This window comes from Amycolatopsis sp. TNS106 (assembly GCF_019330265.1).
GTDB classification, from domain to species: Bacteria; Actinomycetota; Actinomycetes; order Mycobacteriales; family Pseudonocardiaceae; genus Amycolatopsis; species Amycolatopsis lurida.
Genome location: NZ_CP024972.1, coordinates 4,890,394 through 4,914,711, shown reverse-complemented (window position 1 = coordinate 4,914,711; position 24,318 = coordinate 4,890,394). Strand labels below are relative to the sequence as shown.

The 24,318-nt window shown below is 68.8% G+C and carries 16 protein-coding genes; 7 read left to right on the top strand and 9 right to left on the bottom strand.

Features of this window, described 5'->3' with window-relative positions; translation table 11 throughout:
• Positions 1-60: 60 nt before the first annotated feature.
• The 5 genes from CVV72_RS21940 to CVV72_RS21920 all read right to left on the bottom strand — a co-directional run bounded on the left by CVV72_RS21940 (position 61) and on the right by CVV72_RS21920 (position 7,021).
• Complete coding sequence (locus tag CVV72_RS21940; protein ID WP_219145591.1) at positions 61-1,266, bottom strand: acyl-CoA dehydrogenase family protein; 1,206 nt, start codon at positions 1,264-1,266, stop codon at positions 61-63.
• A gap of 188 nt (positions 1,267-1,454) precedes the next feature.
• Positions 1,455-2,639, bottom strand: coding sequence for a GNAT family N-acetyltransferase (locus CVV72_RS21935; RefSeq protein WP_219145590.1), 1,185 nt, complete (start codon positions 2,637-2,639; stop codon positions 1,455-1,457).
• A 31-nt stretch (positions 2,640-2,670) separates the two neighbouring features.
• Positions 2,671-4,371 carry an ABC transporter ATP-binding protein gene (locus CVV72_RS21930; protein ID WP_219145589.1) on the bottom strand — a complete coding sequence of 567 codons (1,701 nt, stop codon included), beginning with the start codon at positions 4,369-4,371 and terminating at the stop codon, positions 2,671-2,673.
• On the bottom strand, positions 4,368-6,122 hold the full coding sequence (locus tag CVV72_RS21925; protein WP_255632210.1) for an ABC transporter ATP-binding protein: 1,755 nt from the start codon (positions 6,120-6,122) through the stop codon (positions 4,368-4,370). The genes CVV72_RS21930 and CVV72_RS21925 overlap by 4 nt, the downstream gene beginning before the upstream one ends.
• A complete protein-coding gene (locus CVV72_RS21920; protein WP_219145588.1) occupies positions 6,119-7,021 on the bottom strand; it encodes an alpha/beta hydrolase in 903 nt (300 codons plus the stop codon). Before CVV72_RS21920 ends, CVV72_RS21925 begins: the two co-directional genes overlap by 4 nt.
• A gap of 96 nt (positions 7,022-7,117) precedes the next feature.
• Between CVV72_RS21920 and CVV72_RS21915 the strand changes: the two genes are divergently transcribed.
• From CVV72_RS21915 to fxsT, 5 genes are all read left to right on the top strand, one after another.
• The gene (locus tag CVV72_RS21915; RefSeq protein WP_219145587.1) at positions 7,118-8,149 is read left to right on the top strand and encodes a CdaR family transcriptional regulator; all 1,032 of its coding nucleotides are present in this window, start codon (positions 7,118-7,120) and stop codon (positions 8,147-8,149) included.
• Between the two features lie 172 nt (positions 8,150-8,321).
• The gene (locus CVV72_RS21910; protein ID WP_219145586.1) at positions 8,322-9,038 is read left to right on the top strand and encodes a trypsin-like serine protease; all 717 of its coding nucleotides are present in this window, start codon (positions 8,322-8,324) and stop codon (positions 9,036-9,038) included.
• 170 nt (positions 9,039-9,208) lie between these two features.
• On the top strand, positions 9,209-11,020 hold the full coding sequence (locus CVV72_RS21905; RefSeq protein WP_219145585.1) for a hypothetical protein: 1,812 nt from the start codon (positions 9,209-9,211) through the stop codon (positions 11,018-11,020).
• Between the two features lie 13 nt (positions 11,021-11,033).
• Positions 11,034-12,116 carry a MoxR family ATPase gene (locus CVV72_RS21900; protein ID WP_219145584.1) on the top strand — a complete coding sequence of 361 codons (1,083 nt, stop codon included), beginning with the start codon at positions 11,034-11,036 and terminating at the stop codon, positions 12,114-12,116.
• 1 nt (position 12,117) lies between these two features.
• Positions 12,118-16,509, top strand: a complete 4,392-nt coding sequence (fxsT, locus tag CVV72_RS21895) for an FxSxx-COOH system tetratricopeptide repeat protein (RefSeq protein ID WP_219145583.1) — start codon at positions 12,118-12,120, stop codon at positions 16,507-16,509.
• Position 16,510: 1 nt separating this feature from the next.
• On the opposite strand, the gene CVV72_RS21890 is transcribed toward fxsT, so the two are convergent.
• From CVV72_RS21890 to CVV72_RS21880, 3 genes are read right to left on the bottom strand one after another with little or no spacing between them, the layout of a single operon-like run.
• Positions 16,511-18,328, bottom strand: a complete 1,818-nt coding sequence (locus CVV72_RS21890) for an HEXXH motif domain-containing protein (RefSeq protein WP_219145582.1) — start codon at positions 18,326-18,328, stop codon at positions 16,511-16,513.
• Entirely contained in the window at positions 18,328-18,543 is a 216-nt protein-coding gene (locus tag CVV72_RS21885; RefSeq protein ID WP_255632209.1) for a hypothetical protein, read from the bottom strand. The genes CVV72_RS21890 and CVV72_RS21885 overlap by 1 nt, the downstream gene beginning before the upstream one ends.
• 59 nt (positions 18,544-18,602) lie before the next feature.
• Positions 18,603-19,316 (bottom strand): Crp/Fnr family transcriptional regulator, encoded by a 714-nt coding sequence (locus CVV72_RS21880; RefSeq protein WP_219145581.1) that lies wholly within the window; start codon positions 19,314-19,316, stop codon positions 18,603-18,605.
• Between the two features lie 185 nt (positions 19,317-19,501).
• Between CVV72_RS21880 and CVV72_RS21875 the strand changes: the two genes are divergently transcribed.
• Both CVV72_RS21875 and CVV72_RS21870 read left to right on the top strand, forming a co-directional pair.
• Entirely contained in the window at positions 19,502-19,915 is a 414-nt protein-coding gene (locus CVV72_RS21875; RefSeq protein WP_219145580.1) for a hypothetical protein, read from the top strand.
• 355 nt (positions 19,916-20,270) lie between these two features.
• Positions 20,271-22,802 (top strand): phosphocholine-specific phospholipase C, encoded by a 2,532-nt coding sequence (locus tag CVV72_RS21870; RefSeq protein ID WP_219145579.1) that lies wholly within the window; start codon positions 20,271-20,273, stop codon positions 22,800-22,802.
• Positions 22,803-23,044: 242 nt separating this feature from the next.
• On the opposite strand, the gene CVV72_RS21865 is transcribed toward CVV72_RS21870, so the two are convergent.
• Entirely contained in the window at positions 23,045-24,256 is a 1,212-nt protein-coding gene (locus CVV72_RS21865) for a cytochrome P450 (RefSeq protein ID WP_219145578.1), read from the bottom strand.
• Between the last annotated feature and the right edge of the window lie 62 nt (positions 24,257-24,318).

The window sequence follows — 24,318 nt, the reverse complement described above, 5'->3', positions numbered from 1 at the left end:
GCGCCGGTGTGCCCAGGAGTTACTTCGCGGTCGAAGGCGCGCAGAACCGGTTTCCGGCCCTCAGGTGTACCAGGTGGGTTCCGGGAGCTCGTTCAGCAGCGCGTACGCACCGACTTCGCGGCGCTTGTAGGCCACCGGATCGTGCAACGAGTGTGTGCGCAGGTTCCGCCAGAAGCGGTCCAGGCCGTACTTCGTGGCGCTCGCCCGGGCGCCGGTCAGCTCGAAGATCCTCGTGCCGATTTCGAGGCCGGTGTCGATGGCACGCTGTTTGGCGGCCGCGATGAGGACCGCGACCTCGCCGCGGGCCTCGGGCGTCAGTTCTTCGCGCGGCGCGTGCAGTATCGCGGAAATCGCGGTTCCGGCTTTGTCCGCCAGTGCCTCGGCCGCCCACAGTTTCGACTGGAGATCGCCGTAGCCGTCGAGGACGTACCACTCCTCGCCGGCGGACGTCTTGTTGTCGCCGCCGTACGGCCACGCGCGGGTGTGCTCGCGGGTGTACGCCAGCGCGGTTTCCAATGCTCCCTGCGCGATGCCGAGGTAGAAGTTGGTGAACACCAGCTGGATCGCCGGGACGTTGAGCGTGTTGTAGGTGAGGGGCCGGAACTTCTTGTCGACGTAGCCCGCGGCGCTCGCCCACGGGACGCGCACGCCGGAAATGGTCACGCTGCCCGATTCGGTGAGCCGCTGGCCGATGTTGTCCCAGTCGTCGTGGAAGACGATACCGTCCTGTTCGGACGGAACGATCGCGAAGACATGGTCCTCGGTGCCTTCGAGGATGCCTTCGAGCACGGTGAGGTCGGAGACCTTGCTGCCGGTGGAGAACGACTTGTGTCCGTTGTAGACGATCTCGTCGCCGTCTTCGGTGATCTTCAGGTCGGAGTCGCGGGGGTTGACCGCACCGCCGAAGACGAGGTTGTTCCGCGTGTACAATTCTTCGACCGCGGCGATCTGATCGTCGGTCGCCACCAGCCGGGCGGCCCAGGCCCAGAGGTAGTGGTAGCCGAGCAACTGGCCGATCGAGCCGTCGCCGCGCGCGACCTCGCGGATCACGCGATACGCGGTCTCCCAGCTCTGACCGCCGCCACCGTGCTGGACCGGGCCGAGCAGGGTCACCAGCCCGGAATCCTTGAGCAGCCGTACTTCCGCGTACGGCGTCTCGTTCTTCCGGTCGCGTTCTGCGGCGTTCACCGCGAGTTCGTCGGCGACGTCTTTCGCGGCCGCCAGCCATTCACTGGCCGATCGGACTCGGTTCTCGGTCGTGGTCATGGGCGAATTCCGTTCTGTGCGAGGGCGAACGGGTTTTCCGGGCAGGGCGGAGCGCCCGGAATTCCCGGGTTTTTCCCGAAAGTGAGCGGACACTGATTCAGGCCGGACAGCGCATGCGTCCGAGTAGAGCAGTGGCACTACGGCGTGTCAACGAACGTCCGCGCTCTGGGACCGGGCCCCTCGCGTGATCAGAACCAGTGCAGGCAGTGCGGCGGACGCTCGGTACGGAAAAGGGCGTCGGCCAGCGCGGCCGCACCAGGGTGATGGGCACGGACGCGCCCGGCCCGCACGAGCAGGCTCGGGGCGGTACCGCCGAGATAGATCGAGCCGAGGTCGCTCGCGTCCAGGGACAGGTCGGGTTCGGTGTCCGCCGGGACGCATTCGGCCTCACCGCACCGGACGGACAGCCGGTACCGGCCGTGCTCGCCGAGCACCGGGTCGTCGACGTCGAGGACGAGTTCGCCGTCGGTGGACCAGCCTCGTGCGGTGAGCGCGCGCGGCACGTCCAGCAGCCGCACCCAGAGCCAGTCCGTGTCGCCGCCGACCTCGCCGGCGCGGAAGTCTTCGAGCTGCCACCGCAGCGGATGGTCGGGCGGGCAGTGCTTGAACACGACCTCGGTGATCAGGTCGTGTTCGAGCAGGAACCGGGCCAGCGCCGTGGACGCCTCGTCATCGACGGCGATGGTCTCGTCGACGGTCAAGGTGCTCGGTTCGGTGAGGGAGTACGAGGCATACCCGTCCGGGACGCCGTCGGCGTCCCGGTGAACGGCGATGTGGCGCGACGCCCGGGAGATCGGCGGCTGCCCGGCGCCCAAGGACCACCAGCGGTGCGGCCGCGACAGCGCGCCGGGCCGGGCGCGGCGATACCGGTCGTAGACCGCCTCCAGGATCTCGCCGCACTCGGCCCGGCGCAGGACCTCGATTGAGTCGGCGGCCGTCCCCGCGGCGAAGGCGGCCCGGTGGCGCGGCACCGTCAGACGCCGGGTGTAGGTCGCCGGGCCGTAGCCGAACCGCCGGTAGATCAGCGCCTCCGACGCCAGCAGGACGGAGAGGAACTCTCCCCGCTCCCGGAACTCGGCGAGCTGATGCCGCATCATCGCGCTGAGCACCCCTCGCCGCCGGTGCGAGGGCAGGACGCCGACGGCGGTCACCCCGGCTACCGGGACGACGACCTCACCGGGCAGGGTGAGCTCGAACGAGTACGCGGCGGCCGTGCCGACGGGCCGCCCGTCCTCCGTCACCGCGAGCAGGCCGCGGTCCAGTTCGAGCGCGGACCAGGTCTCGCCCGCGGTGTCCGGGAAACGGGCGAACGCGGTGAACATCGTGTCGACGAAGACGTCGCGGTCCTCGTCGGTCGTGGAGCGGATCTTCATCGCCACAGTGCATTGCCGTTCCCGCGCCGCGTCAAGCGATTTGCAGCTCGAGGAACCCGGCGTACCGGCCACCGAGCCGGACCAGCTCGTCGTGGCTTCCCTCCTCCACGATCCGCCCCTCGTCCAGGAAGACCACGTGATCGGCGCGTTCGACGGTCCGCAGCCGATGCGCCACCATCACCACGGTCCGGCCGGCCATGAGCCGCTCGATCCCTTCGTGGACGGCCGTTTCGTTGACCGGATCCAGTGCGGAAGTCACCTCGTCGAGTACCACGATCGGCGCGTCCTTCAGCAGGGCACGCGCGATCGAGACCCGCTGGCGTTCCCCGCCGGACAGCAGCGCGCCGCCCTCGCCGACATTCGCGGACCAGCCGCCGGGCAGCCGGTCGATCACCTCGTCCAGCCGGGCCGCCGTCGCGGCGGCGCGCACCTCGGCGTCGTCGGCGTCGGGACGGCCGAGCCGGATGTTCTCCTCGATCGTACCGTCGAAGAGGTGGACGTCCTGGAAGACGCTCGCGATCCGCGCCATCAGATCCTCGGTGCTCATCGCTCGGACGTCCACCCCGCCGACGCGCACCGCTCCCGAATCCACGTCGTGGAACCGGGCGAGCAGTTGCAGCACCGTGCTCTTCCCGGCACCCGAAGGCCCGACGACGGCGAGCCTCTGTCCTTCGTGGACGGTCAGCGAAAGTCCGTCGAGCACCGTGCGGCCACCGCGGGCGAAGACGACGGACTCGAATTCGAGGTCGTGCCGCCCCGGCCGGACGGGGGCCGGTGGTTCCGGCAGCGGTTCGGTCCGCAACAGCGCGTCGAGCCTCGCCAGCACCGAACGCGCGCCACGGAGCTTGCCGCCGATGTCGGTCAGCGAGAGCAGCGGATCCGCGCAGCGCGCGGCCAGGACGAGGATCGTCAGCACTTCGGGCGCCCCGATGCCCCCGCCGAGCGCGAGGAAGACGCCCAGCACCATCAGGCCGGTGAACATCGCCTGCACCGTGAACGTCAGCCCCACGACACCGGGCAACGCCGACAGCGTGGACCGGCGATTCGCCCGCTGAAGATCTCGCAGCGAGTCGTCGAGCGACCGGAACCGTTCCGCGGCCCGTCCGCCCGCACGCAGTACGGGCTGCGCCTGCAGATACTCGATGACCCGACCGGTGGCCTCGTTCCCGCGTTCCGCGGCCTCCTCGTCTGCGGCGGCCATCGAACGGCCGGTCCAGACCTGGATGGCCGCCACGACCGGCGCCGCGATCAGCGCGGCCAGCCCCAGCCGCCAGTCGAAGACGAGGATCACGAACACGATGGTCAGCGGGGTGACGCACGCGGCGATGAACGGCGCCAGCAGATGCGCGATCACGGCCATCGCCTGCAGCACACCGGGTCCGGCCAGCGACGACACCTCACCGACCCGTTTCCCGTTGTACCAGCCCATCGGCAGCCGGGCGAGATGGTCGCCGAGCCGGTGGTACATCCCGCGCAGCAACGTCGTCCCGGCGCGGAATCCGGAGAGATCGGCGCGGTAGCGCAGGATCGCGAACACCGAGAAGGCCGCGCCGAACGCGATCAGCCACGGGACGGCGTCACCCGGAGTGCCCCCGAGCAGCGCGCGCAGCAACGGGACCAGCAACGCGTAGGACAGGCCTTCGACGATCGCGGTCGCCGTCATCAGTGCCACGGTGCGCCGCACCGGCGGAGCGTGGTCGGGCCCGAGAACCCTCAGCAACATCCGGATCATCGAGGTTCCCCCAGTGGTTCGGCGGAACGGTGGGAACGCCAGAAAGCGGCGAACTTCCCGTTCCGTGCCAGCAGATCCGCGGGTTTCCCGCGTTCGGTGACGAGGCCGTTCTCCAGCAGCACGACGGTGTCGGCGTCGACGACCGTCTCCAGACGATGCGCGATGACCAGGACCGTCCGGTCGGCGCGCGCCGACGTCAAGGCCCGGCGCACGGCCAGTTCGGTGCGCGGATCGGCGAACGCGGTGGCCTCGTCGAGTACCAGGACGGGAGTGTCGGCGAGCAGCGCCCGCGCCAGCGAGATCCGCTGAGCCTCGCCGCCCGAGAGCCCGGTTTCCTCGTGCAGCACCGTTTCGTAGCCGTGCGGTAGTTCGAGGATCCGGTCGTGGACATGCGCGAGCCGGGCGGCGCGCACGACGTCTTCGCGATCGGCGTGCGGTACGGCCAGCGCGATGTTGTCCGCGACCGACGCGCGCAGCAGGCGGACGTCCTGGAACACGAAGGAGACTTTGCGGTACAGCTCCCGGCTGCCGAGCTCGCGCAGGTCGACGTCGCCCAGCAGCACGGAACCGGCCGTCGGATCGAAGAACCGCGGCAGCAAAGTGACCAAAGTGGACTTACCGCCACCCGAGGGGCCGACGAGGGCGGTGACCGTCCCCGGTTCGAGTGTCAGGTCGATCCCGCGCAGGACCTCGCGGTCGGGCTCGTAGCCGAACCGGACGCCGCGCAGTTCCACGCGGTGGCCTCGCGGCGCCACGGGATCCGGCGGTTCCGGCAGCGATGGCACCCCGAGCACTTCGCGGATCCGGCCGGTCGCGCGACGGGCGGCCTGGAGTTCGTCGAAGCCGTGGCCGAGCGCGGCCACGGGTGCGGTCAAGCCCAGCCCGAGTACCAGGAACGGCAGGAGATCGACCGGGGCGAGGCCGCCGCCGGTGATCAGGAACGTGCCGCCGATCAGGACCACCAGCAGGACGAACGGCGGCGACAGCGCCAGCTGCATCCCCGCCGCCGGCCCGGCCATGCCGTGCACCCACCGGGTGAAGGTGGCGACGAAGGCGTCCGCAGCGGTGCGGAACCTGTGATGGGCACGGCCAGCGCCACCGAACGCCTTGACCACGGCGATGCCCTGGACGAACTCGACGACCGAATCCGAGATCCCCGCCATGCCCCGGTCGAACTCCTCCTGCTCACGCAGCCGGGAGGGCGTCATCATCAGCGGGACCAGCGCCACCGCCAGCACCACCGGGATCAGGGTGATCAAGGTGAGCCGCCAGTCGATGGTGAGCAGATAGACCAGCGACACCAGCGGGACGACGAAGGCCGACACGAGTTCGCCGGGGGTGTGGGCGATGAACGGGTGCACGGCGCCGACGTCCTCGCCGACGACCTTGGCCAGTTCACCGGTGCGGCGGCTCGAGAACCAGCCTATCGGCACCCGCCCCAGGCGTTCGGCCAGCAGACGGCGGAAAGTGAGCTGGACCCGGCCGTCGAGCAGATGCCCGATCCCGGACGACGCGGCCGTGAGCACCAGCCGGACGAACAGCCCGGCCGCGCCCACGGCCACCGCCGTCCACACCCGGCTTTCGTCGACCGGGCCGGGTGACAGCAGCGCCCTGCCCAGTTCGACGACCGCCAGCAGCGGTGCCAACCCCGCGAGGGCGCCGATGACCTGCAAAACGACGACAACGGCGAAACTGCCGGCGAACGGGCGCAGCAACCTGGCCGTCGTGGGTGGCGCCGTGGGTGCCGTCATGACGCGGCCAGGGCGCGGCGCAGGACGCCGCCCAGTTCGTCGATCTGACGGCGGGAGACCTCGGCGGACAGGATGGCCTGCGACCCGTGGAAGGTGCCCGCCCACTGGTGCAGCTCGACCGAGACCCCCGCCTGCAGCAGCCGGAGCGCGTACTCGATGTCCTCGTCACGGTTGGGGCACAGCTCGGCGGAGGCCACGTACGCGGGCGGCAGGCCCGAGAGATCGGTGGCCCGTGCAGGGGCGGCATACGGCGAAGACGCGGGCTTTCCGTTCAGGTAGTGCCCCCACGCTGCGGTGATCTTGGCACGGTTCATCCACGGCGTGTCGGTGAAGTTCCGCGCCGACCACGTCTCCTGCCGGTCGTCGAGGCCCGGCTGGTTGAGCAGCTGGAAGCAGAGCCGCGGGCCGCCTTCGTCACGGGCCCGCAGCGCCGTCGCCGCCGCGAGCCCGCCGCCCGCGCTGTGCCCGCCGATCGCGATCCGGTCGGGGGCGACACCGAGTTCGGCCGCGTGGTCCGCCGTCCAGTTCAGCACGGCGTAGACGTCGTCGAACGCGGCCGGGAACGGGTTTTCGGGGGCGAGCCGGTACTCGACCGAGATCACTGTCGCGCCGGAGGTTTCGGCGAGCCGCGCCGCCCAGGGATGTTCGGTCTCCAGGTTGCCCATGACCCAACCACCGCCGTGCAGCCAGATGACGGCGCCTTGTGCCTCACGTGGCCGGTAGATCCGGATCGGGACGCCGGGGTCACCGGGCACCGTCCGGTCTTCGACCTCCATGTCCGACGTGTCGGGCTGCGGCACGGACGTGGCCAGCTTCGCGAAGCTCACGCGGTCCGCGACCGGGTCGTCGAGTTTCGCCTTCGGGAAGAGGGCGATGAAGGCTTCGAGTTCGGGATCCATGACCATGATCCTTCCGGCTCCCGGTCAGGAAGGCGGCCGCCATCCGTCGCGTGTGATCGCCCCTTCGCGCGACGATCGCCGCGTACGCTCGCCGGCATGGAGGCACTGGCCGCGCGGTTGTCGCATCTGGATCCCGACGTCGAAGGCGCTATCCGGGTCGTGATGTTCTACGACACTCTGATGCGGCGGCGGGTCGACCTTCCCGCACTCGTTCGCGCCACCGCGGGCCTGGCGGAATGCGTGGCGGGCATCCGGCTGCACAGCACGGGGCGCACCATTCGCATGGCACCCGACGGCCGCGAAGCCGCTCCGGCTTCCGCGCCGGCGTCCATCACGATGGCGATCACCCTCGACGAGGAGGAGATCGGCACGGTGTGGCTGGAACGTGAGGGAGCGCCCGTGGCCCTCGACGAAGCGGTGCTGGACCGGCTCGCGATCGCCGTGGCGACCGTCGTCGAGCGGTACGGGCCTGCCCGCACCACCATGGCCGATCCGGCGTTGGTGGAACTCGTGATCAGCGCGGGCGACGACGCCGCGAGGAGCCGGGCCCTGCGGCTGCTGGGTTTCGCCGCCGACACGCCGATCCGGGTGGTCGCCGTCCGGTCGGGGCTCCCGCTCGAGAAGATCGGGAACCTGATCTGCCCCGGCCGCCCGGTCAAGGCCGCGTCGCTCACCGACGTCGGCATCATCCTCGCCACCGCGGTGGATCCGGACCGCTTCCCGGAGGACGTCCGGGCGGGGATCGGGGAGGCCGGATGCCCGCATCGGTCCTGGCAGGACGCCAGGACGGCGTTGCGTTTCACGACCGCGCGCCGTCCGGTGATCCACTACGGCGACCTCGGCGCGCTGGCGCTGCTCGCGCGGATCCCGGAGGAGGACACGCGCGCCAACGCCGACGTCGTCGCGATCTCGAAGCTGGCGGCGGATCCGGAGGACCTGCGGACGCTGGACGCCTACTGCGCCACGGGTTCGGTGCGCCAGGCCGCCGATTCCCTGCACCTGCACCACAGCAGCGTCGCGCGACGGCTGACCCAGATCGGCAAGAGCCTCGCCGTCGACCTGACCGATCCGCTCGGGCTGACCCGCGCGAGGCTCGCCCTCACCGCATGGCGGCTGCTCGGCGAGTGACTACCTAATGATCTTCGCCGGATACGCAAAGATCACCGCCGTCCGTCATGGAAATAAATAGGTAGCCCGCGCGAACTTTCGTCGGTTTCCGGGTTCCCTTGGCACGACACAGAATCAGCGCGTTCGTCCCCACTGAAGCGGCCGGAACCCCGCCGCAGAAATGAGTCGGAACATGCGACTGCGCTCTCTCGTCCTGCTCGCCGGCACCGCCTTCATGGCGTTGCTCGGCTCGACCGCCCCCGCCGCGACCGCCGCCGAGCCCTCGGGCGTGCAGCCGATGATCATCGGCGGTCAGTACGCGCAGAACGCGCCCTGGGCGGCCCGGCTGTTCGTGAACGGCCAGCAGAACTGCAGCGCGACGATCATCGCGCCCCAGTACATCCTGACCGCGAAGCACTGTGTCGCCAGCAGCGGCAGCTACACGTTCCGGATCGGCAGCCTCGACCAGCAGAGCGGCGGCACCATGGCCACCGCGGCGAGCATCACCCGTCACCCGGGCGCGGACCTCGCCGTCGTCCGGCTGACCAGCTCGGTCAACGCCACCTACGCGCCACTCGGCACCACGAGCAACGTCGCGGTCGGCCAGAACGTCCAGGTCTACGGCTGGGGCGCGACCAGCCAGTGCGGTTCGGAGATCAACTGCCAGTCCCGGTACCTGAAGGTCGCCACCGTCCGGGTCAACTCGGTCAACTGCAGTGACTACAACGGCGGGATCGCGGTCTGCGCGAACCGCGTCGACGGCATCACCGCCGGCGGTGACTCGGGCGGCCCGATGTTCTCCGGCGGCCGCCAGGTCGGCGTCGCCTCGACCAGCGACCGGTCGAACAACACCGCCTACACCAACATCACCCGCTACCGCAGCTGGATCCAGCAGATCGCCGGCGTCTGACCGGTTCGTGAGTGGTTAGGACGGTTAGAACCGTCCTAACCACTCACGAGACCTAGCACCCACTTGCCGCGACCGATTTGTCAATTGACACTCAACTTCTCGCCGATCGACGCGATAATGTGGCGGTCGGCGCCGGTGGGTCGGCGCCCGTGGACCTTGGGAGGGGGCCAGTGGCGAGACCGACGCGGGCTCTCGACCGCACGATCGTCGTAGTGGACGTCGTGGGGTTCACCGCGCCGGACCGCAACCGGCTCGACAGACTCGCCGTGCACCAAGGCATGTACGAGGTGCTGAAGACCGCTTTCGCCGAAAGCGGAATCGATTTCGATTCCTGCGCGCACGAGGACCGAGGCGACGGCGTGCTGGTCCTGCTTCCGCCCGGAACGACGAAAAGCCTGGTCGCCGACCTGTTTCCGGATCGCATCGCGGTCGCCCTCCGCCGGTACAACCACACGCGGACGCCGCAGGCGCAGATGCGGCTCCGGGTGAGCCTCAACTCCGGCGAGGTGATCGACGACGGCAACGGCTGGGTCGGTGAAGCGGTCGACATCGCTTTCCGCATTTTGGACGCGCAGCAGGCGAAGGACGCGTTCGCGGAATCCGGCCGGATGATCGCGTTCATCTGTTCGCAGCGTTTTTTCGCCGACGTCATCGAAAAGGACCCGGGCCTGTTGCCCGAGTCGTACAGTCCGATACCCGTTTCGGTGAAGACCTTCACCGGAACGGCTTATCTACGACTGCACGGAGAAGTCACCACGCCGGTCGCCGAATCCCCCGAACCGGCGGTGGTGGCCGCCGAAGACCTGTTTCTCGCCGACCTGACCGGCGCAGTCCTGGAGTTGATCCCGCGCAAGGATCTGGTCGGTCTGCACCGCAGGCTGGCCCGGCTGGAAGTCCCCCATCTGGCGGTCATGGTGAGCCGCGCCCTCGGTCCCGCGGTTCCCTTGCCCAGGCTGGAGGGCATCACCGACGCGTGGGGTGCCTTCCAGTTGCTCGCCGACTTCAACGCGGGGCCGGACGGTATCCCGCCCGCCATGACCTTTCTGGGCCTCCTCGCGGAAAACGTGGACGGCGAGCCCGCGGTCATGATCGCGAACTGGATCGCCGACCAGGCCCGGTCGTTACGGCTCGGCCCCGCCCTGCTGCACCAGCGGCAGAGCAGGCCACCGATTCCGGAGCGGCCCCATTTGCATCTGATGATCATGCTCGAACCGGTTTCCGGGGACCCCACGCGATGCACGCTCGCTTTCTGGCGGCAGGATGATCCGGATGTCTGGCCGCCGTCACTCGGTGGAGTGCGCGAAATCGGGATAGAAGAGGTCGAGTTCAGGGTCGATGACGTCATCTTGGAGACTGAAGGCGTCTGGTCCGGCCAGAGCATGTCCGCGTCGGTGGAATTCCTGCTGCCGAGGACGTTGATCACTTTGCCCGTGCAGCGCTGGGCGAAGGAACATGAGACCGGCCATCCCCAGCCGTTGCGCTACGGGTACCGGCTGGGAATACGCTCATTGGAGAGGATGCGGGCGAGGCATTGGCATCGCGCATGGCACGTTCGCTGGGATTCGATGGTGAAGGACCCCGCCGCCGACCGGCTGCACTATTCCGGGTGCGCGGAGTTCGAGGATCACCCGATCGACGCCATCCTCAGCGACGATCACTGGGTCGGCCTGGTATTGGCGAAACCCCCGTCGCCCCAGGCGGAACCGGGTGGTGTGCCGGACGAACTGACGAGCGCACTCCGCAGTGGCCTTCCGGTGGTGCTCTGGCATCCGGACGCCGAGCCGGAGAACCTGCGCGAGTTGCTGGACTGGGTATTGGCCGCGGACAGCGGTTTTATCGAACTCCCGGATCGTCGCAAACTGGCGAATTCCGGTGCGGCGGTACCGTTCAAGAATTCTCTGGCTCACGATCTGGTGGTAATGTGGGACGACCCGAAACGGGTGATCGTTCTGGACCAGCCGTTGATCCCGACTCGACTGTAAGGGGATACCGCGGATGAGCGGGATCGATCAGGACGCGGCCGAGAACGGCCGGACGCCTCAGCGCGACGCACCCGATTGGTGGATATACCGGGGAACCGGAAGGCCCATTCACGACATCGACCTCGCGCAGTTGCTGCCCGCGCCGCCGCCGTGGCGTTCGTATCGCGGGGACCCGCCACCGGAGGACGACGTGCCGCCGCCGGACGACGGCGAGTCGGAGCGTCGTCTCGGCACCGCGTTCACGCTTTCGGAGCTGACCGTCGACGACGGCGAGCTGAACATGGTCAACGCCGCCCTGTATCTGCGCCGTCCGTTGCTGGTCACCGGAAACCCGGGGACGGGGAAGTCCAGCCTCGCGTACCGGATCGCCAGGGAACTCGGTCTCGGCAGGGTGCTGCGCTGGGCGGTCACCAGCCATACCGCGCTGAGTTCCGGGCTGTACGGCTACGACGCGATCGGCCGGGTCCAGGCCGCGGCGACCAGTCAGGCGCAACGCGGCGGCGAGGCGGAAGAACCCCCGATCGGCGATTTCGTCCGGCTCGGTCCGCTGGGCACCGCTTTTCTCCCGAGCAGACTGCCGCGGGTACTGCTGATCGACGAGCTGGACAAATCCGAGGCGGATCTGCCCAATGATCTGCTGTCGCTCTTCGAAGACGGCGAATTCTCCATCGACGAACTGGCGCGCGTGCGCAACCGGCATCCCGAGGTCACCGTGCACACGGCCGACCCGCAGCGCACCGCGGTGGTCCGCGACGGCCGGATCGCCTGCCACGCCTTCCCGATCGTCGTCATGACCAGCAACGGGGAGCGGGAGTTCCCGCCCGCCTTCCTGCGCCGCTGCCTGCAACTGCGGATCGAGAACCCGGACGAGGAGCAGCTCGCGGCGATCGTGGCGGGCCATCTGGTCGGCGAGGACGGCGAACACCGGGACAGGCTCATCCGGGAATTCGCCGAACGGAGCAAGGCGGAAGGCGGGCTTCCCACCGACAGGCTGCTCGACGCCGTCTATCTCGCGACGTCGGGTGCGTACCAGCCGGATCAGGAGGCATGGCCGCGGCTGGTGGACGCCCTCTGGCAACGACTGACGGTGCGGTGACATGGACGGGCCGGGCGGTGTGTCCGACTCGCGTTCCGCCCCGGTGGCGGAGCGGCGGAAGAGCGATTCCTCCCAGGGAGGCAAGCGGTTCGGGTTCGAGGATCTGACCTGGATCGATGTCGCCGACATCGTGTGGCTGGCCGCGGCCATCTCGCCGCGGCGGGCCGACGGCGAAGCCGAGCCCGCCGACGAGCCGCAGCCGCCTCCCGCGAAAACGCGGATCCGCAACGCTCCCGCCGAGCGCGGGGAAAACCCGGAACCCCGCGAGTCGCCGCCGTCCCGGATCGTCGACGCCGAGGTGCCCGCCGAAGACGACGGTGAGGTCGTCGCGATCGAGGCCGTGCCCGGTGAGTTGCCCGAACCCGCGGTGGACGGCACCGGGCCTGGGGGAGTGGTACTCCTGGAATCGCTGGAGTACTTCCGCGCACTGAGATCGCTGAAACGGGAGACGGCGTCGCGGCGACACAACAATGTGGTCCTGGACGAAGTGGCGACCGCCGTCCGGGTCGCGGAGACCGGCCGGTGGTGGCCGGTCACCCGATCGAGAAGAGAGCGCTGGCTCGACCTGACGCTCGTCCTCGACAATGGTCCCTCGATGGCTTTGTGGCGGCCAAGGGTGTCGGCGTTCGTCGATTTACTCCGGCAGGTGGGTGCTTTCCGCACCGTTCAGGTCCGGCTGTTGGAAACCGCCAAGGACAGCGAAGAGGGTCTCGTTCTCCGTGGTGGCACGCCCGGTTCACCCGCCCGCGACCCGGACGAGATCGTGGATTCTTCGGGACGGCGGGCCGTATTGCTGCTGACCGACGGTGTCGGCGATGCCTGGCAGAACAAGGACGCGCTGTACCCGATGCTCGCGCGCTGGGGAAGGTCGATGCCGGTGAGCATCGTCCATCTGCTTCCGCCATGGCTTTGGGGCCGGTGCGGTATGGAGCCGCACAAGGCGTGGTTGCGCGTCCCGAACGCGTTGGCACCCAACAGCCGATGGGGCTGTGACCTCGCGGACGCCTGGCTCGAGCCCGGTTCGCAAGTGCCCGGCCATCTCGTCCCCGTGCCGGTCCTCGAATTGCGGCCGCGGTCGCTGGGCTGGTGGGCCGGACTGATGACCGGCGAAAACACCGGTGCCGCCGGAGGAACGGTCGTCCTCACCACGGAACGGGTCTCCCGGTCCGATTTCGCCGACCCGCCGGTAACTTTGTCACCCGCCGAAAGAGTGCACAGGTTTCGCAGTGTTGCGTCGCCGCCGGCGCTACGCTTGGCGCAATTGCTCGCGGCGGTACCGGTCCGCCTCGACGTCGCGAAGCTGGTGGGGCAACGGTTCGTACCGGAAGCGGGAGTGGAGCACCTCCTCGAACTTTTGCTTTCGGGGATGATGTACGCTCCCGCACTCAGGGAGGGCGAGTCCACTTGGGACACCGACGGGGTCTTCGCTTTTCCCGAGGCAGTCCGGGAATTGCTGCTCAGTGGCGCGCGACGGTCGGAAACGGCCAGTGTCGTCCGAGTGGCCGCCACTCATTTCGGTGACCGGATCAGGTTGCTCGGTCACCTCCGGGACGCCATCGCCGACCCGAACAACACACCGGATCCAGACCTCACCCGCGAGTCCCCGGCCGATGTGGAATTGGAAGGCGCGCTCATGCGCGCGCTTTCGGGACCGTACCTGTCCCGGGCCGACCGGCTACGGAACGCGGTACAGGGCCGGGGACTCGCCGCATTCGAATCTGAATCAATAAAGAAGGCTGTGAGCCCAGAGATGCCTGAGACGGCCGAACGTCCACCTGCTTCGACACCTGCGCCACAGGGACGCTCGACTTATCTCAGCGAGCCCGACGCGAACGAACCGACGACGAGGATCGTCCACCCTTCGGCCTCGGACAGTTCCCGGCATTTTCCCAACCGCCAGCCCGACGACCCGCCGCTGGTCTTCGGGAACGTCCCCCCGCGGAACCCCAACTTCACCGGGCGCGACGAACTGCTCGACCAGCTCACCAAACGGTTGAGCAGTGGTACCACCGCCGTGCTCCCTTCGGCGCTGCACGGTCTCGGCGGTATCGGCAAGACCCAGATGGCGACCGAGTACATCTACCGGCACCTCCAGGATTACGACCTCGTCTGGTGGATCGACGCCGCGCACACGACCCAGATCCGCGCCGGTCTCACCGAACTCGCCGGGATGCTCGGCCTGCAGGGTGCGTCCGAAGCCAGCGTCGCGGTCCCGGCGGTCATCGAGGCGCTCCGGACCGGGCGGCCGTTCCGCCGCTGGCTCCTGGTCTTCGACGCCGCCGAGAGCCCGGAAACCGTGCTGCCGTTCTTCCCGCGCAACGGTCCCGGCGAAATCCTGATCACCTCGCGGAACTCCGATTGGGCCGGTATCGCCCGCCCGCTGGAACTGGCGGTGTTCAAACGCGAGGAAAGCGTCGAGCTGCTCGGCCGCCGCGGCCCGGAGATCGACCCGGCCGACGCCGACGAACTCGCCGAGAAACTCGGCGATCTGCCGTTGGCCGTCGAACAGGCGGCGGCCTGGCGCGCGGTGACCGGGATGCCGGTGCAGGAGTATCTGCGCTTGTTCGACGAGTCGGTCGAGGAAATCCTCGACACCGCTTCGGCGCCCGACAACGAGGTCTCCGTCGCCGCGGCGTGGAACGTGTCGTTCGAGGAACTGAAAACCCGCAACCCGGCGGCGCATCAGATCCTCCACATCTGCGCGTTCTTCTCGCCGGAGCCCATTTCGCGTGACCTGCTCACCGGGGTCAACCGCGTGTCGATCTCCCCGGAGCTCGACGCGGCCCTGCGCGACCCGATCAAGCTCGCGCGGGCCATCCGGGACATCAACCGGTACGGCCTCGCGAAGATCGACCACGGCAACAACACCCTCCAGCTGCACCGGCTGGTCCAGCTGGTCCTGCGCAACCGGGTCATGGCCCGTCAGGTGCACGCGCGGATGCAGCACGGCGCCCACCAGCTACTGGCCGCGCTGGACCCGAACGACCCCGAGTCCAGCAGGCACTGGCCGCGCTACCGCGAACTGCTGCCGCACGCCTACGCCGCGAACGTGCTGGGCTGCGATGACGATTGGCCGCGGCAGCTCTACATCAATTTGATGCGTTATCTGTTCGAGTATGGTGATCATGAGGAGGCCGCGCGGCTCGGCCTCGAAGCGCGGAAGCGGTTCACCGACGCCCTCGGCCCCACCCATCCGCAGACGCTCGAAGTCTCGTCGAGGCTGGGGCTCTATCTGTGGGCGGTCGGCCGGTACTCCGAAGCAGCGGAACTCAATCAGCGCACTCTCGCGCTGCGCCTTCAGGTATCCGGCGAGGAGAACGAGGAGACGTTCGCACTCCAGCGGAACATCACGATCGACCTGCGGGCGCAGGGCGACTTCGCGGCGGCGACCAAACTGAGCGAAGAGGTCTACCAGAAGTCCAAACGCATGTTCGGCGATGACGACCCGGAGACGCTCAACGCCGCGTACCAGCACGCCATCAGCCTCCGGTTGTCCGGCGCCTACCGCGCCGCCGCGGAACTGGACCAGGACACCCTCCGGCGCCGGATCGAGGTCCTCGGCCGTGATCACGTCCGCACCTTCAGCGTCAACGCTTCCTTGATCGTGGACCTGCGCGAAGCGGGAGACTACGGCCAGGCCCGGGTGCAGCAGGAAAGGCTCACGGAGAACTTCCACGCGCGCTTCGGCCTGGATCAGCTGGACAGCGCGACCCATTCGTTCCTGCTTTCCGTGACCCGGCGTAAGGACGGCGACCATCCGGGCGCGCTCAGCCTGTCAACGGAAGCCCTCAAGAGGTACCGGCTCGCCTACGGTGACGACCACTCCGTCACGATGGGTTGCGCCCTCGCCCATTCGCTCGATCTTCGTCACTCGGGTGATTTGGCCGCGGCCAAGCGCCTGGGGGAGGAGACCTTCGAGCGATACCGAAGCGGACTCGGCGAGCATCACCCGCACACCCTCGTCGCCAATGTCGACCTGGCGGTCACCTTGCGGCTCATGGGAGACGCCGAGGGCGCCCGCGTCCTCGACGAGCGCGCCCTCGAGCTGTTCCGGGCCGGCATCGGCCCGGATCACCCGTACGCCGTCGCCGCCACGATCAACCTGGCGAGTGATCTGGCGGCGCTGGGTGAGCTCGACCGGGCGGTCGAACTGGGCCGGGACGCGGTGGAGCGCGGTACGCAGGTACTGGGCGAAGATCATCCGACGGTACTGGCGGCGTCCTTCAACCTCGGACTGGACCTGGCCGCGCTCGGCCGGACGGACGAGGCCGCACCGTTCCGCGACCCGATCCTGGTGCGGTACCGCCGTGTCCTTGGCGAGGCCCACCCCGGAACACAGGCGGCGGGCCGGGGTGCCCGCGCCAACTGCGACATCGACCCGATCCTGATGTGAATCAGCCCGGTACGAGTTGCCCGATCCAGGCGGCGAGCTGTTCCACGGTCGGTGGCCGTGGAACGGTTCGCAAGGGCCGATGCACGGCACGGACGAGTTCCGGGCAGTGCAGCAGGGCACGGGCGGCGGGATGCGGGCCTCGGGCGTCGAGCGCGAGGCCCAAGCCGACCAGGGAGTTCGGCCGGTCCGGATCCGTGGCGAGTTCCCGCCGGTAACCCTGGACCGCTTCGAGGAAGTCGCCCGCTGTGTAGGCGAGATCCGCGGCGGTGGCGCCGGGCACCGTCGGCGGTCGGCCGTCCGGCGACAGCGGTGTGCCGCCGACGGCGAGCCGGATCAGATCCGTTCTGGCGTGAGACCAGGCTCCGTCCGGTACCGGCGTCGGGGGAAGATCCGGGGCGTCGCGGGTGATCGGCGGCCTCGGTCTTCCGGCGAGCCAAGCCGCCGCCAGCTCGGTGACCACGGACGGGTCCGGCCGCAGGTGGCGAACCCGCCAGCCGGCGAGGTGATCGCGGCCCGCCACCGCGGCCAGTTCGCCCGCCTCTGGCAGGACGGGCTCGTCCTGCCAGAGGCCGAGGCGTTCGGCGATGTCGTCGAGAAACCGGCGTCCGGCGTCGGTCAGTGTCGAGTCCGCGCGCAGAACTCGCAGGGTGCGCCATGTCTGCTCGCGCCAGAACGCGAATTCGAAGTCGGCGCGCCGAGGGCATTCACCGGCGTGCGCCAGCGCACGCCAGAACGCGGTGACCCCGAAGAAGGCGTAGACCCCTTGCAGGGCACCGCTCACGGGCCGGGGATCATCCCGCCACGTCACGTAGATCCGTTCACGGGGGTCGGGCTCGGACAACTCGACGAGGTGAAGCAGGCCGCCGAGCACGATGTGCTGGAACTCGTGGATCAAGGTCTCCGCCAGCGACGCGCCGTCGGCGGGCAGGCCGACCACCGCGCTGCCGAACGCCTCCCCCGTCGACGCGCTCGGATTCCGGAAGAGCACCTGGGGTTTCGGCACCAGCGAGGCGAGCCCCACGGGCATGATGCGGGCCAAACCGGGAAGATGGGCGGCGATCAGGCGGCACGCTTCGTCGATCAGCCGTTGCCAATCCGCCAATTCCTTGTCCGGCAGCCTCTCCGGTGGGATCGGTTCGTAAAGCCCGCGATAGGGATCGAGATCGTCCAGCCACAGTGAGAACCGGTGCGTGCCGACCTGGCTCCGGACTCGCCGGATTCCCCACCAGCCTGGGGCGTCGGCGTCGGGTGAGCTGGGCAAGCGGACCGTCTTTTCGGCGTTCGAGACGAAGTACCGGCCTTGCTCACCTCGCACGATGGCTGAGGAAAACGCCGCGGTACCGGGAAATCTCGCCATGCCGAGGGACGGGAGCATGGCGTTGCCGTGCCAGGCCGGGATGGCCGTCTCGAAGTCGAGCTCCGCCCGGATCGCCGCGGCCGCCGCGATCGCGTGCGCGTGGCCGAGATGCATCCACAAAGGACCGACGCCGTCGATCCCGTTGCGCAGCAGACGAGTCGTGTAACCCGCCCAGCTTCCGGTGTACGGATTGGTGAGCATCCGGTTCACCGCGCGAGGTGCCCGTGCCTCGGCACGCGCGAGGAGTTCCCAGGCCGAATCCAGCGGTGGCAGGGGACCTGAATGGCCCGGTGTCTTCGTGGCCTCGGTCAGCAACGCGTGGATCAGCAGTTTGCGACGGCTTCGCTCGGCCCGCCGCAACCGCCGGGCCATGTCCTCGTCGCCGTCGAGGCGCGCCAGCGCGTCGAAGTCCCGCCATGACAACCGGTGGAACGCGGGGCGAGCCTCGGCGGGCGGCGGCATCAGTCGATGCGCTCGCCGCCCGCGCTGGCATTGCTTCTGTAGCGCGCGTGGACGCGTCGAGTACGTTCGACGACGTGGAGCGCGGACTGGCGGAAGGCTTCGCCGTCCAGCTCCCGTAACGCGGTGAAGGAGACCGCGTCGAGATCGATCAACGCCGATTCGATGTCCGGTTCGGTGCTTGCCGAGAAAGAACTCATCGTGCCGATTCCCTCCACCCCGTGAAACGGTTGCGAGAGTTGAACCTCGACAAGGATAGCCGAGATTTCGTGCCTGATCAGGCCTCGGCGGGCGGTGGGGGCCGTCCGGCCGCCAATTCCCGTAATGCGCGAGGGCGGGTGATGGTGACGCGCTGACGCGCGGTGCGCACGACACCCAGCCGCCGGAGTTCTTCGAGGCCCCGGATCAGGGTGCTGCGCGAGACACGCGCGAAGCCCGCCAATTCCCCTTGGTTGAACCGGAGATCGACCTGTTGCCCGTCCGTCCAGTCGACGGCGTGCTGCAGCGCCAGCTCCAGGAGGACCGCGGCGAGGCGTTGCGGGAAGTCCGGCCCGCCTGCTTCGAGCCGCAGCCGGTCGGACTGCTGCAGCCGGATCGCCGCGGTACGGAAGATCTCTTCGGCGATCCTCGGCCGGTCCCGCAGGACGCCGAGGAACTTCTCCCTCGGCACGACGAGGGTGCGCACCTCGTCGATCGCCGACATGGTGGCGGACCGAGGGAGCCCGCTGATCGGGGCCAGCTCGCCCACGATCTCCGCGGGGCCGCGGGCGGCGAGCGGCGCGTCCTCACCGCGATAATTGGTGGCGCTGATCTTCACCCAGCCGTGGAGCACGACGAACATACTGGTGGGCGGACTGCCTTGGAGGGCGAGGATCTGGCCGGGCCGCCACACCTTCACGTGCCCCGCGCGCCGAAGCGCTGACTGCTCCGCGGGCGTCAGCCGCCCCCAGGTTCCGAAGCCCCCGTGGTCACCCGTTGGAGAACCGGTCATCCTGGCCCTCCGAATCGCCGGGGGCCGGATTCGCGCTGTGTTCCATTTGACGCATCAGCCACTCCCCCGACTCGTCAGCATGGTCAGTGGGCAGAACGACCCGGAAGTTTCGCACCGCAACCGGTAATTGTGCCAGGCAAGGGGTGACTTCACCAGGCCTCGGGCCGGCGACGGGGGAGGACGTCATGCGCAGCGCCGAAAGTGTCATGGGACGGCCGAAGGATCACCGGCGTGAACCGGCCGCACCGAATCCGCGGACGCCCAAGGCGTTCGGCCGAAGACCGGCCTTCTTCGCGCCGCATCCGCCGTTGATGTCCGGCGGGTGGTATCAGGGCGACGACCGGGAGGTCGTCGGACCCGGGCGCTATCCCGTTCCGCGTCCGCCTGCCAAATCGGTGAAGGTGGCGTTGTCGTGGGTGCTCTTTCTGGGGCCTTTGGGCTTTTGTTATGTGTCCCCCGTCGGTGGGCTGATCGCGACGGCCGTTTCGGTCACGGCGATCACTTTCGGCGGGGCCGTGTTGATGGCCGTGATCTGGCCTGTGGTCATGGTGCTCGCGGTGGCGGCGTTGTCCGGCCGTCCGGACAACGCCGCGAAATGACGTCCGGCCGGTTTCCGGCCGGGTGAGCCGGGTGGGGGACGCTCAAGGGGGGCGGCCCCCACCACGGTTTCCGGGGCGCCGGGGAAACCGGCCTTCGTCGAGTCCGTGAAGGACTCCTTGAGGGACCCAGAGTCCCTCAAGGAGTCCTTCACGGACGAGCCGTGGGGATCAACCGCAGCGGGGAATCCACGTCCGTACCATCCGAAAGTCGCGTCTTGTTGCTCCGATCATGCAGCCCGCAGGCGGAACCCTTGAACCGAGCAGCACCATATGTTTCTATCTGCTCGATAGTCGCCGATAACGTGCAGCTTCGAACATGATTGAAACGGGTTCAACGCAGTTCCTGGAGGGCTCCGTGCGCCGTCGTACCCTGCTGAAGGCCGCTGGTGCGGCTTCCGCTTTCACCTTGCTTCCGGCGAGTGTCCGGCAGGCGCTCGCCGCGGAAGCGCCGACGGGCGGGCTCGAAGTCATCGAGCATGTCGTGGTGTTCATGCAGGAGAACCGGTCGTTCGACCACTATCTGGGGACGTTGCGCGGCGTGCGGGGTTTCTCCGATCCGGCCGCGATCAAGCTGCCGTCCGGGGCGTCGGTCTTCCACCAGCCCGACGGCGCGGGGACCCTGCTGCCGTATGCGATCGACGACCAGTTCATGGCCGACGTCGACCACAGCTGGTCCGGCGGGCACCGGGCGTGGAACAAGGGCCGCCACGACGCGTGGCGTGCGGCCAAGGGTGTTCGCTCACTGACCTACCACAAGCGTTCGGCGCTGCCGTTCTACCACGAACTGGCCGACGCGTTCACGGTCTGCGATGCCTACCACTGCTCGGAAATGGGGCCGACCAACCCGAACCGGATGTATCTGTTCACCGGCAAACTCGGCTTCGAACCGGACGGCACGACCCGCGCGATCGGCAACGACGCGTGGCAGAACCCCGGGCACACCGGCTACACCTGGAAGACCTACGCCGAGCGGCTTCAGGCCGCGGGGCGCGGTTGGCGGGTCTATCAGGAATGGGACAACTACGGCGACAATTCGCTGGACTATTTCAGCAGCTTTCTGGCCGTCGGCACCAAGGCCTTGTCGAAGGTGAAGGACTCCGCGGGCAAAGCCTTCCCGAAGCTGGAGTACTTCTACTACGCCCTGGATTCGGCCTCGGCCGCCGAGCGGGCCCGGCTGCTCGACGGCCTCGCCGCGGGGGTGGCGACCTTGACCGCGACCGAGCGCGCTCTGTACGACCGTGGCCTGGCCAGGGTCGCGCCGAAGCAGTTGCCGGTCGCCTTCAAGGCCGATGTCGACGCGGGCAGGTTGCCGTCGGTCTCGTGGATCGTCGCACCGGAACCGCAGACCGAACATCCCGCGTGGGGGCCCAACACCGGGGCTGAGCTGGTGAAGTCGATCCTCGACACGATCGCCTCCAAACCCGGCGTGTGGAACAAGACCCTGTTCCTGCTGACCTACGACGAGGACGGCGGTTTCTTCGATCACATGCCACCGCCCGCGCCGCCTGCGTCGGACGGCGAAGGCAAGAGTTCCGTGGCCACGACCGACGAATTCGTCTCCGGTGAACCGATCGGACTGGGTATGCGGGTGCCCATGTTCGTCATTTCGCCGTGGAGCCGGGGCGGGAAGGTGTGCTCGGAGGTCTTCGACCACACCTCGGTGCTGCGGTTCCTGGAACAGTGGAGCGGTGTCGCCGAGCCGAACATCTCGCCGTGGCGGCGCGCCGTATGCGGTGACCTGACTTCGGCGCTGGACACCACGGCGCCGAACGCGACCTATCCGGCGCTGACCGAACCGGTGCCGACGAGCGGGCCGTGGAACACCCAGCCGCAGCCGCCTTCCGTGCAGAAGCTTCCGGTGCCGGAGACCGGCGTTCGGCCCGCACGACCCTTGCCCTATCGGTTGGCGGCTTCCGGTCGGGTGACGGCCGAGCGGTTCTGGATCGACTTCGCCAACACCGGAACCGCGGGCGCTCACTTTTATGTATACGCCAACGCGCACCGCACCGACGGGCCTTGGCGCTACACGCTCGGCGGGAACGCGACGCTCTCGGACTACTGGCAGGTGGGTTCCCCGGACGGCGCGTACGACCTCACCGCGCACGGCCCCAACGGTTTCCTGCGGCGGTTCGCGGGCAACCGGGTCACCGCGACCACCGGCGGCAAGCCGAATCCGGAAGTCGTGCTGCGGCCCGGTTCCGGCGTCGTGTACCTGAAGATGACCAACGCCGGCGCCGCGTGCGAGCTGACCGTGCGCACCGGCAACCGGGGTGGCGGACCGTGGACGTACACGGTCGCCCAAGGCGCGACGGTCGAGGACTGGTTCAGCACCGAAGGCGGCATGGGTGGCTGGTACGACCTGACCGCCCAGGGGCCGGACGGCTTCCTTCGCCGTTTCGCCGGGCATGTCGAGACTGGCGCCGAGACCATCAGCGATCCGGTGATGGGCTCCGGGCCGCTCGCGGCCACCGTCCGCTCGGCCGACAGCCAGGAGACCTCGGGCGAGTCCGGCGCCGCCACCAATGCCGTCGACGGTGATCCCGCCACCCTCTGGCACACCAAGTGGTCCGGCGGAGCGGACCCGTTGCCCCACGAAATCCAGCTCGATCTGGGCGCCGCTCGCACCGTCACGGGCCTGGCCTACTTGCCGCGCCAGGACGGGTCCGGCAACGGCCGCGTCGGCGCGTACGAGGTCTCTTTGAGCACCGATGGGTCGGCGTGGGGAAGCCCCGTCGCCACGGGTACCTTCGCCGACGACGCCGCCCGGAAGACCCTGCGGTTCTGGCCCACTCGAGCGCGCTACGTACGGTTCCGCGCCCTCACCGAGGCGGGCGGGCGCGGGCCGTGGACGTCGGCGGCGGAGGTCACCCCGCTCGGCTGGGCGTGACCCGAACAGACGGGATTCGTTGCCCTGAAAGAAAACGTGCGTGAGGGCCGCCGTCAGGAGTGGCAAGGGGCGGTTATTGAGAGGTAGGGCGTGATCGGCTCAGCAGGCAGTCTGGTCGTACCCTCAATGGAACGCTCCTGACCACTCACGGCGACCTCGCGAAACCGCGCATACTGCTCAAGTCGGACGTTCCACCTCGGTAAGTGCCCCTGTCGACACCCGGGCCGCGGCCAAGCCGGCGCTCACCAGGTGACCGGCAGCTCGTGGACGCCGTAGATGTTCATGTCGGTCTTGAGTTTGACTTCGTCCGCAGGGACGGCGAGTGCGAGAGTCGGGAAGCGGCGCAGCAGTCCCTCGAAGCCCGCGCGCATCTCGACCCGCGCGAGCTGCTGGCCGAGGCACTGGTGGATGCCGTGCCCGAAGGACAGCAGGCCGCGGGCGTTGCGGTGCAGGTCCAAGGCGTCGGGGTTGTCGAACCGCCGCGGATCGCGGTTGGCGGCCAGCAGCGAGATGATGACGGTCGACCCCGCGCGGATCGTTTCGCCGCCCAGTTCCAGGTCTTCCGTCGCGTAGCGGAAGAAGATGTCGGCGACGGACAGGTAGCGAAGCATTTCTTCCACGGCGCCGGGCAGCAGCTCCGCGTCGGCACGCAGTTCGGCCAGCTGCTCGGGGTGCTCCAGCAGCGCGAAAGTGCCCAGCGACAGCATGTTCGCGGTGGTCTCGTGGCCCGCGAGCAGCAGCAGGAACGCGGCTCCCGCCAGCTCCTCGATGGTGAGGTCTTCGTGGCGGCCGAGATCGGACAGGATGTCGTCGCCGGGCGTCTCGCGTTTGCGGGTGACCAGTTCGGTGAGGAAGGTGTTCATCCCGATGAACGCGGCCATCTTCTCCTCCAGCGTCTGGTCCCTGACCATGAGCTGGGCGGAGTCGGCCTGGAAGTTCTCCCGGTCCTCGTAGGGGACGCCGAGCAGTTCGCAGATCACCAGCGAGGGCACCGGCAGCGCGAACTCCTTGACCAGATCGACCGGCGGGACCAGCGCGGCCATCGCGTCCAGCTGCCGTTCGGTGATCTCGACGATGTGGTCTTCGAGCTGCTTCATCCGTTTGACGGTGAACGCCCCGGTGAGCCGCTTGCGCAACCGGCCGTGGTCCGGCGGGTCCATGGCGACGAACATGCCCGGCATCGGCGGGGAGGGCTCGGTCGGGGTGGGCATCCCCGGGGTCTCGTACGGCGCGTGGAGGATGCCGATGTCTTGGCGCGAGCTGAACCGGGTGTCGGCCATCAGCTGCCGGGCCTCGTCGTAGCCGGTGACGAGCCAGCCCTCGTGGCCGTCGGGGAAGACCATGGGACTCACCGGGCGGGCCTCGCGCAGCCGGGTGATCTCGCTGGGCGGGTCGAAGGGGCCCGCGTCGCGGTCCATCGGGAGGCCCTGCGGGATGGGAACCGTCTGGGTCATCGCTTCGCCTTTCGTGGTGGTTGTGACCACCACTGTCCTCGCGGGTCCTGACATCCGGCTGA